The organism is Sulfurovum sp. XGS-02 (assembly GCF_023213175.1).
In the GTDB taxonomy this organism is placed as follows: Bacteria; Campylobacterota; Campylobacteria; order Campylobacterales; family Sulfurovaceae; genus Sulfurovum.
The window spans coordinates 1,890,991-1,905,144 of record NZ_CP093312.1; the positions used below are offsets into that span (position 1 = coordinate 1,890,991).

Annotated in this window: 15 protein-coding genes; 3 read left to right on the top strand and 12 right to left on the bottom strand. The window is 41.0% G+C overall.

Annotated elements, in window-relative coordinates:
- Nucleotides 1-4: 4 nt before the first annotated feature.
- The 12 genes from MN086_RS09335 to MN086_RS09390 all read right to left on the bottom strand — a co-directional run bounded on the left by MN086_RS09335 (nucleotide 5) and on the right by MN086_RS09390 (nucleotide 11,512).
- Nucleotides 5-217, bottom strand: coding sequence for a hypothetical protein (locus MN086_RS09335; RefSeq protein ID WP_248575741.1), 213 nt, complete (start codon nucleotides 215-217; stop codon nucleotides 5-7).
- Entirely contained in the window at nucleotides 214-1,308 is a 1,095-nt protein-coding gene (gene hisC / locus MN086_RS09340) for a histidinol-phosphate transaminase (protein ID WP_248575742.1), read from the bottom strand. Before hisC ends, MN086_RS09335 begins: the two co-directional genes overlap by 4 nt.
- Nucleotides 1,309-1,342: 34 nt before the next feature.
- Nucleotides 1,343-2,401, bottom strand: coding sequence for a chorismate mutase (pheA, locus tag MN086_RS09345; protein ID WP_248575743.1), 1,059 nt, complete (start codon nucleotides 2,399-2,401; stop codon nucleotides 1,343-1,345).
- A 24-nt stretch (nucleotides 2,402-2,425) separates the two neighbouring features.
- Complete coding sequence (gene lysA, locus MN086_RS09350) at nucleotides 2,426-3,637, bottom strand: diaminopimelate decarboxylase (RefSeq protein WP_248575744.1); 1,212 nt, start codon at nucleotides 3,635-3,637, stop codon at nucleotides 2,426-2,428.
- A gap of 94 nt (nucleotides 3,638-3,731) precedes the next feature.
- Nucleotides 3,732-4,814: an LptF/LptG family permease gene (locus tag MN086_RS09355; protein ID WP_248575745.1), complete on the bottom strand. Its 1,083-nt coding sequence runs from the start codon at nucleotides 4,812-4,814 to the stop codon at nucleotides 3,732-3,734.
- Nucleotides 4,811-5,383 (bottom strand): aminoacyl-tRNA hydrolase, encoded by a 573-nt coding sequence (gene pth / locus MN086_RS09360; RefSeq protein ID WP_248575746.1) that lies wholly within the window; start codon nucleotides 5,381-5,383, stop codon nucleotides 4,811-4,813. Before pth ends, MN086_RS09355 begins: the two co-directional genes overlap by 4 nt.
- Nucleotides 5,384-5,404: 21 nt before the next feature.
- A complete protein-coding gene (locus tag MN086_RS09365) occupies nucleotides 5,405-5,941 on the bottom strand; it encodes a 50S ribosomal protein L25/general stress protein Ctc (protein WP_248575747.1) in 537 nt (178 codons plus the stop codon).
- 156 nt (nucleotides 5,942-6,097) lie between these two features.
- Nucleotides 6,098-7,240 (bottom strand): type IV pilus twitching motility protein PilT, encoded by a 1,143-nt coding sequence (locus tag MN086_RS09370; protein ID WP_248575748.1) that lies wholly within the window; start codon nucleotides 7,238-7,240, stop codon nucleotides 6,098-6,100.
- A gap of 23 nt (nucleotides 7,241-7,263) precedes the next feature.
- Complete coding sequence (locus tag MN086_RS09375; protein WP_248575749.1) at nucleotides 7,264-8,259, bottom strand: transaldolase; 996 nt, start codon at nucleotides 8,257-8,259, stop codon at nucleotides 7,264-7,266.
- Entirely contained in the window at nucleotides 8,249-8,986 is a 738-nt protein-coding gene (gene aat / locus MN086_RS09380) for a leucyl/phenylalanyl-tRNA--protein transferase (protein WP_248575750.1), read from the bottom strand. The genes MN086_RS09375 and aat overlap by 11 nt, the downstream gene beginning before the upstream one ends.
- A gap of 35 nt (nucleotides 8,987-9,021) precedes the next feature.
- A complete protein-coding gene (gene clpA / locus MN086_RS09385; protein ID WP_248575751.1) occupies nucleotides 9,022-11,211 on the bottom strand; it encodes an ATP-dependent Clp protease ATP-binding subunit ClpA in 2,190 nt (729 codons plus the stop codon).
- A 1-nt stretch (nucleotide 11,212) separates the two neighbouring features.
- On the bottom strand, nucleotides 11,213-11,512 hold the full coding sequence (locus MN086_RS09390) for an ATP-dependent Clp protease adaptor ClpS (protein ID WP_008244485.1): 300 nt from the start codon (nucleotides 11,510-11,512) through the stop codon (nucleotides 11,213-11,215).
- Between the two features lie 56 nt (nucleotides 11,513-11,568).
- Between MN086_RS09390 and bioD the strand changes: the two genes are divergently transcribed.
- The 3 genes from bioD to MN086_RS09405 all read left to right on the top strand — a co-directional run bounded on the left by bioD (nucleotide 11,569) and on the right by MN086_RS09405 (nucleotide 14,074).
- The gene (gene bioD, locus MN086_RS09395; RefSeq protein ID WP_248575752.1) at nucleotides 11,569-12,219 is read left to right on the top strand and encodes a dethiobiotin synthase; all 651 of its coding nucleotides are present in this window, start codon (nucleotides 11,569-11,571) and stop codon (nucleotides 12,217-12,219) included.
- Between the two features lie 71 nt (nucleotides 12,220-12,290).
- A complete protein-coding gene (locus tag MN086_RS09400) occupies nucleotides 12,291-13,076 on the top strand; it encodes a trans-aconitate 2-methyltransferase (RefSeq protein ID WP_248575753.1) in 786 nt (261 codons plus the stop codon).
- 119 nt (nucleotides 13,077-13,195) lie between these two features.
- Entirely contained in the window at nucleotides 13,196-14,074 is an 879-nt protein-coding gene (locus MN086_RS09405) for an aspartate carbamoyltransferase catalytic subunit (protein WP_248575754.1), read from the top strand.
- Nucleotides 14,075-14,154: the final 80 nt, after the last annotated feature.

Here is a 14,154-nt window from a genome sequence, read left to right on the forward strand (position 1 = left end):
CTTTTTATTTCCCTAGCAAATAGGCACTGAGCAGTTTTTTTGTGAAAACGATCTGGGAATCATCATACACCAAACCCAATTCATCTGCTAAATTTTTCAGTTCTTTTTTTGTTACTTTGTTCATCATACTATGCTGGACCTTATGTTGGATAAAATCATCTAAAATAAAAGGTTTTACCTCTACTTCATCTGCTTTGACCACTTCGATTCTTTTCAAGCTATCACTTCTAAAAAATGTTTAAAGAAAACATCATTTTGTTTTTCTGTTCCTATAGTGATCCTCATCGCATTCAACCCGTAAGAGGCAAGGTTACGAATAATGACACCACGTTTAAGCAGTGCATCTGCTATCTTTGTGGAGTCCATAGTGTCATCAAACATATACGTGATAAAGTTCGTATAACTCTCTATGTATTCAAATCCCTGTTCCTCTGCAAAAGCCTCATACCGTTTGATCTGCTCCTGATGCAAGGCGATAGACTCTTCTACAAAACGATTATCTTTGCACGCCTCTATGGCTACTGCCAAAGAGAGTGTAGAGATGTTAAACGGCGGTCTCATTTTATGTAGCTCTTTGATCAGTTCAGCCTGAGCGATACCATATCCTACACGCATACCTCCCAAACCATGTGCTTTGGAGAATGTACCCAGATAGATGACATTCTCATACCCGAGGAGGTCATTTGGCGTGATCGCATATTGCGGGTCTTTGGCAGCAGCATACTCCATATAGGCACCGTCTACAACGACCAGCGTATCCTTATCTACTGCCTGGATGATCTTTAAGACCTCCTCTTTGCTTGTGGCATCCCCTGTAGGATTGTTCGGTGTACAGAGGTAGATGATCTTTGGTCTATGCATACGGTACGCTTCCATAAACTCATCATACTTATGCGTATAGCTTGCTGTACGAAGGATCTTTGCACCCATCTGCTTTGCATAGATCTCATACATCGCAAAGGTCACAGCAGACATCAATACAGACGAATTTTCATCCAAGAGTGCACGAGAGATAAACTCTATCACCTGGTCAGAACCCGCACCAATGATGATATTCTCATCCGCTACATTAAACTTGCTGCTCAATGCCGCCTTCAGTTCGAACATACTATCATCCGGATAAAGATGCGCAATATCAGCATTGGATCTGATGACTTTGGCAATCGCCGGGTTTGTACCTATCGGGTTTTCATTGGAAGCGAGTTTCACCACATCTTTTGCTGCGATACCGAATTCACGTACCACAAGCTCTATAGGTTTACCCGCTTCATAGGTTTGAATGTTCTCTAATACTTTGTTAAATTTCATACTGATTTTTCTCCCTCACTGCTGACTTCATATTTTAAATATCGTCTATCTCTTTGACATAGGAACCTAATATTTTGATCTCATCTTTATGTTTTTCCAAAATAGGTTTGATATGTGTATCATTTTGATGTCCATGGAACTCTATAAAAAAGATCGACTCCCCCTCTACGATATGCGACTTGATCTTTGTCAGGTTCACATTTGCTTCTTCAAAGTCATTGAGGAAATTCACTAAAGAGCCTGGTTTATTGGAAAGTCTTACCAATAAAGAGGTTTTATCATTTCCTGACGAGGCATTTTCAAAATCAGAGATAATGAAAAACCGTGTTCTATTGTTTGTATCATCTTCTACGTTATTGAAACGTATAGGCAGGTTATTCAACTTTGCTGCCACTGCAGGACATAATGCTGCGGCCGTTTCATCTTTTAGGGCAAGCTTTGCCGCTTTCACGGTAGATTCCACAGGAATATGCTCTATCTCGTCTAAGCCCAGGTCCTGTAGAAACTTACGGCACTGTCCAAAAGCGATATCTTTAGAGTAGATCTTTGTGATCTTTGTGATATCATCATTGACCGTGGCAAAAGCCATATGTACATCCAGGCACACTTCAGCGATGATCTTAAGATCATACTCATCCAGACAATTGATCGTATCACTGACTATACCGTTAGAAGAGTTTTCTATAGGGATGACACCGAACTTCGCTGTGCCTTTTTTTACTTCGCGAAATACGCCCGGGATAGAGCTGATAGGCAAGTAGGCACTCATAGCACCAAACTTGCTCTCGGCTGCCTGATGTGTAAAACTTGCTTCAGGGCCTAAGTAAGCCACACCTTCAGGAAGTTCAAGATTTCTGGCCACGGCAAACATTTCCAAAAAAAGTGCATCGATCGCAGCATCCGTAAGTTTGCCTTTATTCTGACTTTTTAAGCGATTTAAAATAGCCTGTTCACGTTCAGGACGGTAGATAGGTGCACCTGTGGTATTTTTCACTTCGCCTACCTGATGTACCAACTCCATACGTTCATTATAGAGTTTTAACAATGCATCATCAATGCTGTCTATCTTTACTCTCAGCTCCTCTAAAGTCATATGCTCGTCCCTGCCTTTTTTGCTTTACTTTTCCAAATACTCAAGCTCTAAACGTACCTGGTCTTCATACGTTTCACGCTGACGTATCAGTCTGTCTTTTCCGCCTTGAAGTGCCACTTCTGCAGCTTTTGCACGTGTATTGTAGTTACTTGCCATCGTAAATCCATAGGCACCCGCAGAGTGAACAACGATCAGGTCATTATGCTCCAGCGGCGGAAGCGGTACATTTTTGCCGAAGAAATCTCCGCTTTCACATACCGGTCCTACCACATCTGCAGGTGTCTTTTCACCCTCTTTGAGTACCGCTTCAATCTTGTGATATGCATTATACAAACTAGGACGGATAAGATCGTTCATCGCACCGTCTACAATAACAAAACGTTTTCCGTCATTCACTTTTTCATAGAGCACTTTGGTAAAAAATGCTCCTGCATTGGCGACCATGTAACGTCCTGGCTCACAAAGCAGTGTCACATCAAGCCCTTTGGTTGCTTCAAATATTGCCTGTGTATATACTTCAGCAGGAATTGTGACCTCATCATCATATACTACACCGATACCCCCGCCTACATCAAAGAATTTGATATCGATCTTGATCGCTTTGAGTGAACGTACCAGGTCTGCTACGATCATACATGACTCACGTATAGGATCAATCTTGGTAAGCTGTGAACCGATATGAAAATGGATACCCACAGGGTTTAAAAACTCCGATTTGTTGGCATAGATATACATACGTTTTGCCATATCTATCTCTACACCGAACTTGTTTTCATGCAATCCTGTTGAGATATAGGGGTGTGTCTGCGGATCGATATTGGGATTGACCCTAATCGAGATACGCGCTTCTTTCCCCAGCTCTTTGGCCACCATCTCTACACGTTTCATCTCCGCTTCACTCTCTAAGTTAAGCAGTAAAATATCTTGCTCCAGTGCTTCACGTATCTCATCATCACGTTTTCCCACACCCGAAAAAATGATCTTGTATTTATCTACACCTGCCGTCAGTGCACGTTTGACCTCACCGATACTTACACAATCCGCACCTGCACCAAGCTTAGCCAAGTGGGCAATCACTGAAAGGTTCGAGTTTGCTTTTACCGCATAATTAATGAGTGATTTTTTACCTGCGAACGCATCTTTCAGTGTGGTATATCGATTTTCAATATAATCAAAATCATACATATACAAAGGCGTACCATATTTCTCTGCCAATGCTTTATAATCAATATTCATCTATCTTATCCTATATGCTCAATACCTTGAGTCTATTTTAGGGTGATTTTATCTAAAAGTTGATTAAAAGGTACATTTAACGTGCTGGAGGGGGTTACAGAAGACTTCTTTCCTCTGTAAAATAGATATACATGGCATAGGCCCATAAAAGAACGATAGGCAATATCGCTGTCAGTTCGGGAAGTAAGACACCGTTGGCTCCCATTTGACTCAAACCAAATAATATACCCCAAATTCCAAACGTTACCCCCAGAGAGAGTGCGATCACTCCACCCATATTCATCATTCTGGCATGAAACGGTAGTTTGAAAAACAGAATAAGTAAGAGGGCCATAGAAAAAAGCGGTACCACCACTTTGTCATAGAAGGATGCCCTGATTTTATCTGAACTGAGGTTTTGTTTATAGAGTAACTCCCATGTCATATAGGCGTCCCGTATATTTAATGCTTTACCCTCATAGAGTGACTCTATGATCTTAGGTTTATACCCTTCTAGTGTTTCTATACGCTCTTTATGTTCTACGGTATATCTTTTCAATTCACCATTTTCATAGATATGTGTCTTCAACGTAGCATCATGTGCAGTCCAAATTTCACCATCGAACGTTGCCAACGGTGCATTGATCGTATACCGTACCTGATACCCTTCGACTTTAAAGATCGTAATATCTTTTATCTTTTTTTCTATAGGATCAAGCTTGGTAATATAGACGAAAGTATCGTTGTATTTGAAAAAAAGGTCATTCACATCATAGGTACCCAGTCTATTTTCCAGGAGAAATTCCGCTTTGTCTTTGGCATAAGAGAACTCTGTGGTATGCAGGGTTAAAAAAATGAAATAGGTCAAAGTGCTTACCGTAAATAATGGTAAAAAGAGTCTTTTTTTATCATACCCAAAGGCATGAAATGCTCCCATCGTGTTGTTTTTAACCAGTGAAAGCTTAGTCATGATCAGCGCAAAAACGATCGCCAAAGGATAGAGTAAACCCAATGCCTCCTGCCACATGTAAAAGATATAGAGTATTTGATAGTTTGAGGCAACATCGAGTTTCTGTAGATGTTGAAAATAATCGATCGCAGCGAATGCGAAAGAGAGACCGAACAGTATTGACAATAGGTTCTTGCTATAGAGTTTGACCAGATATCTAAAGTGTAAGGAAGGGTTCAACAGACTCATACACTTAAACCCTCTATAGACTTCAGACTGTACTTTGACTTCACTTCAATCAGTTCTTCCTGGGAGAGCACTTTACACGCCTCTGCGACATGTACTATCAAACGCTCCAACATAAGGTTCTCTTCTTGGGAAAAGTCATGCAGGACATAATCTGCTACCTGTGACTTGTGTTCCGGCTTTCCCACACCTACCCTTACACGCAAATACTCTTTTGTGATATGCGCATCGAGCGATCTAAGCCCATTATGCCCGCCATGGCCTCCGCCTCTTTTAAAACGTACTGCACCAAAAGGGAGATCTATATCATCATGGATCACAATAATATCTTCAAGCTCTATTTTGAAAAATTGTTTTACAGGCTGTACAGATTTACCCGAAAGGTTCATAAATGTGGTAGGTTTTAAAAAAAGTGAATTGGCAGAACGATAAAGCTTGCCGTGAAAAGAAGTTTTGGAGATATCTCTGGCATTAAAATCATTGACAAGTTTGTCAATGACCTTAAAACCGATATTGTGTCGTGTATTTTCGTATTGTGATCCCGGATTACCTAGACCTACGAAAAGTATCACGACTGTGCTTTCATGCTACGATTATTTAGCTTTGATCACACCACAGATAGCAACATCCGGTCTGTCCATCATTTTACAGTTTGCCGGTACTTCCACATCTCTGATAAGAATTGAGTCGTCTCTGTTCAATGGTTCAACATTAAGATCAAATTTCGCTGGCATATCTTCGATAGCCCCTCTTACTTTCAATCTCTTTTTAGACATCACAAGTACACCTTTGTTCTTAAGTCCAACTGGTGTTCCGTGTGTTACAACCGGTACAAGGAAGTTTGTTACTTGACCCGGTACTGCTACTCTTAGGTCTACGTGAGTCACATCACCGTTTACCGGGTGTAGTTGATACTCTTGAATAAATACATTAAGTTCCTTATCGCCAACTTTCACTGGGAATGCAAGTGTCTCTTTATTTCTTACAGTTCTTGCGAATTCACCACGTTTAAATGCAGCGTTGATATTTTCAACACCATTTGCATAAATGTTTGCGATTAGATAACCATCTCTTTTAAGCTGCTTTGCATTACGCTTACCGATACTCTCTCTAACGATACCTTCTAACATATTTGTCCTTTGTTACTTGTGTATAATTTTTTACCCTATCAATTGCTTCATGGAGTAAAATAGACGCGAATTATACCCAGTTTTTATTAAATTATTCTTGCCTTCATTATTATGACTTCGTTCCGTCGTTACTGTCATGAAGTAATGCACGACAGCTTAGCTCTCCTCATCCTCTTTAAAGCCAAAGACATCCACCTCTTTTTCATGGGCATGTTCATCCACGATCGCACCCTTTCCGACACCCTGCATTTTAAGTTTCATATCCGATGGGTTGGTTGCATACTCAAGTGCGATCTCTTCTGTGATCTCACCTCTGCGGAAAATATCTAAAAGTGCCTGGTCAAAGGTCTGCGTACCGTAGATCTCTTTCCCTTCAAATAGTGCATCAGGGATCTCTGCATCTCTGTTCTCCGCTATGAGCTGCTCGATCCTAGCCGTTTTTTTAAGGATTTCAATTCCCGCAACCCTTCCGCCGCGTTTTGTAGGAATAAGTCTCTGGGAAATGACACCTTCAAGTACCGAAGCAAGGGACATACGAATACGGTTTTGCTCCTCATTCCCGAACATACCGACAATTCTGTCTATCGTCTCTTTTGCATCCAATGTATGCAGTGTTGAAAAAACAAGGTGCCCCGTATTGGCTGCATGAAGCGCGATATCGATCGTCTCCAAATCCCTCATCTCCCCGACAAGTATGATATCCGGGTCTTCCCTCAGTGCGGCTCTAAGTGCATCAGAGAAGGAGTGTGCATCCGGACCTATCCCTCTTTGGTTGATCAGACATCCTCGATCTTTGTGTACAAACTCTATCGGGTCTTCAACCGTAATGATATGTTTTTTTGATTCTCTGTTGATCTTGTCCAGGATCGCTGCCAACGTCGTCGATTTACCAGAACCCGTCACTCCTGTTACGAGTACAAGGCCTCTTTGTATCTGGGCAAATGTTTTGATCACAGGCGGTAGATTCAGTTCATCCAGTGTCAATATCTTCACCGGAATAATACGGAAAACCGCGCTCAAACCATCCATTTGAAAAAAGAAGTTCACACGAAATCTACTATCCCCTCCCATGACATAGGAAAAATCCAGGTTTCTGTCTGTTTGCAGTTTCTCATATTGGTCTGCAGTGGTGATCTCCTGGGCTAACTTGTCCATCATCTCTGCACTCAGTTCATCTTTACCCAATACTTTTAGTACACCGTGTATACGTACTCTTACTTGGGAGCCTGACTTGAGATGCAGGTCACTCCCGTTATTACTGATCATTGTTCTAAGATAGAGCTTGAGTTTTTCTTCCATTGATTATCCCTTTGAGATGTGATTTATTTTAAACTGTCAAGCATCTCTTGGAATGCTTTTTCAAAGGCTTCAAGCCCCTCTTTTAAGAGTTGGCTATAGACTTCATCCATATCAAACCCGTTATCGGCTAATTTCGTAAAATAGCCCTTGATTTCGCTCTCTTCCAAAGGGAATTGTGGTGCCGGAGCTTTTTTGGCGATGAATGCTTCTATCGTCGCAAGTGGTGCTGTATTGACAGAGTGTGATGCAAGCAGTTCTCTCATATAGTAATCTGCCGGGAGGTCATCCCCTTTCACACCTGTACTGGCAAAAAGGGTACGTATACTAGGTGTACGGTTTGATTCGATAAGATTATAGATCTTTGCAGCATTATAAATACCTGTTTTTGAAACATCGATCCCCTCTTTTTCCAGATCAGAATCCAGTAACCTGTCAAAACGGCTGACAAACACAGAGATCACCGCTTCTGCTCTCAACCCGCCATCTTTTTCAAAGCAATCCAAGCCTTTTTTCATCGCCTTCAACGCTTTTTTTGTCTGTGCAGGAGAGAAGATCAGTGTCGCATTGACCGAGATACCTGTACTTAGCAGTTGGGTCATGGCATCATATCCTGCCTCCGTCGCAGGTACTTTTACCATCACATTAGGCTCACCTATAGCTTCAAAGAGTCTCTTACCTTCGGCAACCGTAGCTTCTGTATCATTTGAGAGAAATGGGTCGACCTCTATAGAGATATACCCATCATTTCCTTCATCATACAGAGGTCTTAATGCCTGTGCAGCAGTACGGATATCTTCTATAGCCAGTGCTTCATACTTCTCTTTTGGGCTTTTGCCTGCCAGAGAAGCCAACTGCTCTTTATAGGCAGGAGAAGTGGTAATCGCAGAAGCAAAAATAGAAGGGTTACTCGTGGCACCATTAATGATACCTTTTTCAATCAATGCAGAAAAATCATTTCTAAGAAAATCTCTTTCTACAAAATCCAACCATAAAGAGAATCCTATATCTCTATTTACCATCTTTGTACTCCCACGTAAAATGCTGCCATGAACCAAAATCAGTAGGTTTTTGAAGTGTCTTTTCGAGTGCATCAAGAAAGGTATCTCTCTCAACCACTTCAGCCCCCAACCCTATCATATGATCTGTTTTCATCTGACAATCTATAAAATCATAACCTCTACTGCCTAAAACATCACTTAGTGCTTTAAATGCCACCTTGGATGCATCAGAAACCAAAGAGAACATAGACTCGCCAAAAAAGGCTCTCCCCAGAGCAATGCCGTAAAGTCCTCCTACCAGTTTTCCTTCTTTATAGACTTCCACACTATGTGCAAACCCCTCCTCATGCAGACGTCTATAGGCTTCTTTTATCTCACTGACGATCCAAGTGCTCTCTTGGCCCTCTCGGTAGACGGTTGCACAGTGTTTGATGACATCCGAAAATTTTTGATCAAAAGTGACCGTGAATTTTCCCGAACGCAACACCCTTCTGAATGATTTACGTACCTTAAATTTTTCAGGATACAGAAGAAGACGGGGGTTGGGTGACCACCAGAGTATGGGATCCCCTTGACTATACCAGGGAAATATCCCTTTTTTGTATGCGGCGATCAATCGATCAGAAGAGAGATCCCCTCCATAGGCAAGAAGACCTTCATCTGAAGCTGAACGTGGATCAGGAAACGCTGTAGAATCTTTACGTAACGGGGGGATAAAATAGTCATCTTCCTCAAACACAGACGCCAACTATATATCCTTTCCCCGTGGTACGACTGTTTAATCTATTTACTGTCAAATGAAAAATCTAATTTCTCATTTTTGTAGGTTACTTTGACCGAACCACCTTTTTTGAGTTTCCCGAAAAGTATCTCATCGGTCAATGCTTCTTTGACCTTGGCATCTATCACACGTGCAATGTGTCTAGCACCGTAACGCTCATCGTACCCCTCTTTGGCCAAATACTCTTTGGCTTTTTTACCCAAGGTCACTTTGACATCTTTAGGCTTGAGCAGGAGATTGAGTTTATCTACCTCTCTATCAACAATGGTCACAAGTACATCCAATCCGAGTTTATTGAACTCTATGGTAGCACTGAGACGGTTTCTAAATTCAGGTGAGAAGAAAGCTGCCAGTGCTTTGTCCGTTTTGATCGACGTGTCTTTATTGAAGCCCATCACATTGGCTTCTTTGGTACCGATGTTCGAAGTCATGATGAGTATCACATTTTTAAAATCAGAGACCACACCGTTGTTATCTGTCAACTTGGCACCATCCATCACCTGAAGTAGGATGTTCATGATATCAGGATGTGCTTTCTCTATCTCATCCAGAAGCAACACCGTATGCGGATGTTTTTTGATCATCTCGGTCAAGAGTCCGCCCTGCTCATACCCTACATACCCCGGAGGAGCACCGACCAAACGGCTGACAGTGTGTGCTTCCATATATTCACTCATATCCAATCTCTCAAAATGCACATGCATGGTTTTTGCAAGCTGTGTCGCAAGTTCTGTCTTACCTACACCCGTAGGACCTACGAACAGGAAGCTTCCTATAGGTCTATTAGGTGCATTCAGTCCTGCATAGGAACGTTTGATCGCCGTTGCCAATGCAGTGATCGCTTCATCCTGTCCGATGATATGAGAAGCAAGATCTTTCTCCAGTGATTTAAGTTTTTTCGTATCATCCGTCCCTATGACCGTTGAAGGAAGTTTCATGATCTTCGCGACACTCTCTTCAATGTCTTTAGTCTTGACCGTTACACCCTCTTCTCCTCTGAGCATAAAGTGTGCACCCACCTCATCGATGATATCCATCGCTTTATCAGGCAGGAACCTGTCATGCAGATACTTGACAGAAAGGTCAATAGCCGACTGTAGTGCTTCATCCGTGAATGTGATCTTATGATAATCCTCATATTTATGTTTGATACCCTGTAAAATGGTCATTGTATCTTCAAGACTCGGTTCTTCCACATCCACTTTTGCAAACCTACGGCTGAGTGCCTTGTCTTTGTCAAAAAAGTTTCTAAACTCTGCATAGGTCGTTGCACCGATACACTTCAGGTCACCGCGTGCAAGTGCAGGTTTCAATAAGTTGGATGCATCCATGCTTCCGCCGCTTGTTGCACCTGCTCCAACCATTGTATGGATCTCATCGATAAATAAAATGGCATCTTTTTCTACAGTGAGCTCCTTGATAATACCTTTGAGACGTTTTTCAAAATCACCTCTGTATTTTGTACCTGCGACCAAAGAACCCATATCTAAAGCAAACACTTTTGAGTTTTTAAGTATCTCCGGTACATCACCTTCAGAGATCTTTAGTGCCAAACCTTCAGCAATGGCTGTTTTACCCACGCCCGGTTCACCCACAAGCAGAGGGTTGTTCTTCTTACGTCTACAGAGCGTCTGCATCACACGTTCTATCTCATCTATACGGCCTACTACCGGGTCTATTTTGCCTGTTTTAGCCAAAGAGACAAGCTCCACGGTAAACTGCTCTAAAAGTGTCTCTCCCTCTTTCTTCTCTTCTGTACCACCTTTGACTTTATCATAACGATGCGAGATCACTTCAAGTATATCTACACGGGCTATACCCTCTTTTTTCATGAGGTATACCGCATAGGAGTGTTCCTGCATAAAGATCGCTGCGATCATATCGCCTATACTGGCTTCTGTTCTGCCGGCACTGTGAATATGTGTCATCATGTCATTAATAGCACGAGAGAGTGCTACGGTCTCAAATGGTTCAACCGCTTCTTTCAGAGATGGGATGGTCTTGGCAATATGCTCGGTGATGCCTGACTCCAATCTTTTAAGATCTGCATCAAGTATAGAAAGTATCTCTTGACCTGCTGCACTTTTTACTATCGACAGGAATACATGCTCTACGGTTAAATATTCATGTCTGTTCTCTTTAGCATATCCTACGGCTCCCTTAAATACGTCATTCAGCGCAATACTAATCATCTTAACTGTCCTCTTCAATCGTTGCGAGTAATGGAAACTCGTTTTCTTTGGCCTTTTGCTTGACCTGTTGTGCTTTGGTTTGTGCTATTTCAAAGCTGTATACACCACATATGGCTTTATCTTTCTCATGTATCTGCAGCATGATCTGTTCTGCTTGTGTATGTGTCTTATGGAAGATCCCCATCAGTACTTCCACGACAAAATCCATACTCGTATAATCATCATTATGCAGTAACACTTTGAACATTTGCGGTTCGTGTAACTCTAAATCTAGCTCTAACTCTTCTTCAAACTTTGGCATCTTATGTTAAAATCCTCATAAATTATTCTATACTATTATACAAAAAAAATGGAGAAATGCAAGTGCAATCACTTTTCATCACCGCCACAGGCACCAATATCGGCAAAACCCATACCACTGTTCAACTCATTGAAGCCTTTGCTTCCAGAGGTTTATCCGTGGGTGTATTTAAACCTATCGAAACAGGTGTAGATACCCTACCTGCTGATGCTAGTTTACTCTTAAAAGCTTGCCAAAAGGTAAACAAGAATTTCCTTGATCTTACTCCGGAAGATATCACTGCGTATACTTTCCCCCTCCCTGCAGCGCCTTTTTGTGCAGATACAGAAGAGAGCATTGACCTAAACAGGATCATGGAGAAGTATCATGAACTCTCACAGCTCTGTGACATCCTTCTGGTTGAGGGTGCGGGTGGCCTTATGGTCCCAGTGACAAAAGAGTATATGATGATAAACCTGGCTAAAGATCTCAATGCAAAAGTCCTTCTGGTCACCCCGAGCAGACTGGGATGTATCAACGATACACTCCTCTCTATGAGTGCGCTTCGAACCTATGATCTGGAGTTTGACTGGTGTGTAAACCTCTTTGAGGACAAAGAGAGTTTTTCTGAAGTCACACAGCCTTTTTATGATGCAGTCTTCCCTGACTGGTGGAGTGTTCAGGATCAGTTAGAACGATATACAACACGTATAGTTGATAAAAAATAGATTAATACAAATCTAATGCTTTACGATCGTAGCACAATACATATGCTAACATTAGGAAGGATACGCTAATAATGTTAGTATCACTACATACTTACTTATCTTTACTGAAAGCAAAGATAACATCCTTTAAAACATCAAAGAATATACTCCATAAGTCTCTTTATTACAGTACATTCATTCTATGGAAGGTTACAAGTGTCCCCTACCGATTTTTGTTTAGCGCGGAGTATCGGTCACTGATTTTATTAAAATATTTTAAAGGACAGTATGTTCATCAAGTATCAAACTATACAGCATACAACAGATATCCAGATATTTTTTACAAAATTAAGGAGTTAATAGGCAACAAAAAAAATATCAAAATACTTTCCTTTGGTTGTTCGACAGGAGAAGAGGTATATACGCTTAGAGAATACTTTCCTGATGCAATGATCATTGGTGTTGACATCAATAAACACAATATTCAAAAAGCCATATCTAAAAATAATGACCCTAAAATTATTTTTTCATACAACATTGATGAAACCATCCAAAACAATGGACCATTTGATATTATTTTCGCTTTAGCTGTTTTACAAAGAACACAAAATAGACATGAAAGTACTTATGATAGTAGTCATATATACCCTTTTAACAAATTTAATAAACAGATCACACAATTAAATTGCTATCTAAAATCAAATGGAATTTTTGCCATAGATTTTGCTGATTATCTTTTCGAAGATACTGATGTTGCATCACAGTACCATGCTTTAAAAGGATCTCATAATGTTATTTCTGATCGATTAATGTTTAAGGCAAATAATCAAAGAATGAAAAATAATGTCTTACTACATCGTATATTTCTTAAAAAATAATTTGAATATATTCCAAATATGAGCAATCATTTATGCCTTAAAAATTTTTAAAGACCCCTATTTTTATAAATATATTTTACCATCAATCGGATATAATACAAAAACTAAAAAGGATCAAAATGCAACATTTGGTAGATACCACCAACCTATCTGACGCACAAATACAACAGCTACTTCATGATGCCAAAACATTTAAAGCACAACGTCCGCCTCAACTGCTTAACGACAAACTCCTCATTACCCTTTTCTTCGAAGCTTCAACACGCACACGTAGTTCCTTTGAAGTCGCAGCCAAAAGACTAGGTGCTGCTGTTGTACACCTTGACCCGGGTAAAAGTTCTACCAAAAAAGGGGAATCACTCGAAGATACCTTTGCAAACCTTTGTGCCATGGAACCAGACGGGGTCATCATCCGTCATTCTGAAAACGAAGCACCGGGGATCTTGGCCGATATGCAGATGACTTCGGTTATTAATGCCGGTGCAGGTAACTATGCACATCCTACCCAGGCACTCCTTGACCTCTTTACCATGGTCGAACATTTTAACGGTGACATTGAGGGTAAGACCATCGCCATTGTAGGTGATATCGTAAGCTCACGCGTGGCTAGTTCCGGTATCCGTCTTCTTACACGTATGGGGATGAAGGTCATTTTAATTGCACCCAAGCCCTTTATGCCCAAGAGCGATCTGCCTCAATATGAAAAACTTGAAGATGCTCTGGACAAAGTCGATGTCATTATGTCTCTCCGGGCACAATTAGAACGTCATGCTTCCCCTATCTTTGATGATTATCAGGAGTATGCAAAACACTACTGTATCAACCATGACCGTTTAGGGGATAGAGATATCCTGGTACTGCATCCCGGTCCGGTCATGAGAAATATAGATATCTCTGATGAGATGCTCAAAGATGCACGATGCAAAGTGCTTGAACAGGTCAAAAATGGTGTCTATATGCGTATGGCTATCCTAAAACTTCTTTTATTAGATTCGTAACAGATAGCTAATTTTTTTATTTTCGAGGTTTTGTATTTACTTTTTTAGAAAAAGTAAGCAAAAAGCGTCATGGCTCTCGA

Excerpts from the sequence above, each read along its gene's own strand:
- MN086_RS09400 (WP_248575753.1), top strand. The coding sequence starts at position 12,291 with ATGTTAGTATCACTACATACTTACTTATCTTTACTGAAAGCAAAGATA.
- hisC (WP_248575742.1), bottom strand. The coding sequence starts at position 1,308 with ATGAAATTTAACAAAGTATTAGAGAACATTCAAACCTATGAAGCGGGT.
- MN086_RS09370 (WP_248575748.1), bottom strand. The coding sequence starts at position 7,240 with ATGGAAGAAAAACTCAAGCTCTATCTTAGAACAATGATCAGTAATAAC.
- clpA (WP_248575751.1), bottom strand. The coding sequence starts at position 11,211 with ATGATTAGTATTGCGCTGAATGACGTATTTAAGGGAGCCGTAGGATAT.
- lysA (WP_248575744.1), bottom strand. The coding sequence starts at position 3,637 with ATGAATATTGATTATAAAGCATTGGCAGAGAAATATGGTACGCCTTTG.
- bioD (WP_248575752.1), top strand. The coding sequence starts at position 11,569 with ATGCAAGTGCAATCACTTTTCATCACCGCCACAGGCACCAATATCGGC.
- MN086_RS09355 (WP_248575745.1), bottom strand. The coding sequence starts at position 4,814 with ATGAGTCTGTTGAACCCTTCCTTACACTTTAGATATCTGGTCAAACTC.
- MN086_RS09405 (WP_248575754.1), top strand. The coding sequence starts at position 13,196 with ATGCAACATTTGGTAGATACCACCAACCTATCTGACGCACAAATACAA.
- MN086_RS09365 (WP_248575747.1), bottom strand. The coding sequence starts at position 5,941 with ATGTTAGAAGGTATCGTTAGAGAGAGTATCGGTAAGCGTAATGCAAAG.
- pheA (WP_248575743.1), bottom strand. The coding sequence starts at position 2,401 with ATGACTTTAGAGGAGCTGAGAGTAAAGATAGACAGCATTGATGATGCA.
- MN086_RS09375 (WP_248575749.1), bottom strand. The coding sequence starts at position 8,259 with ATGGTAAATAGAGATATAGGATTCTCTTTATGGTTGGATTTTGTAGAA.
- MN086_RS09390 (WP_008244485.1), bottom strand. The coding sequence starts at position 11,512 with ATGCCAAAGTTTGAAGAAGAGTTAGAGCTAGATTTAGAGTTACACGAA.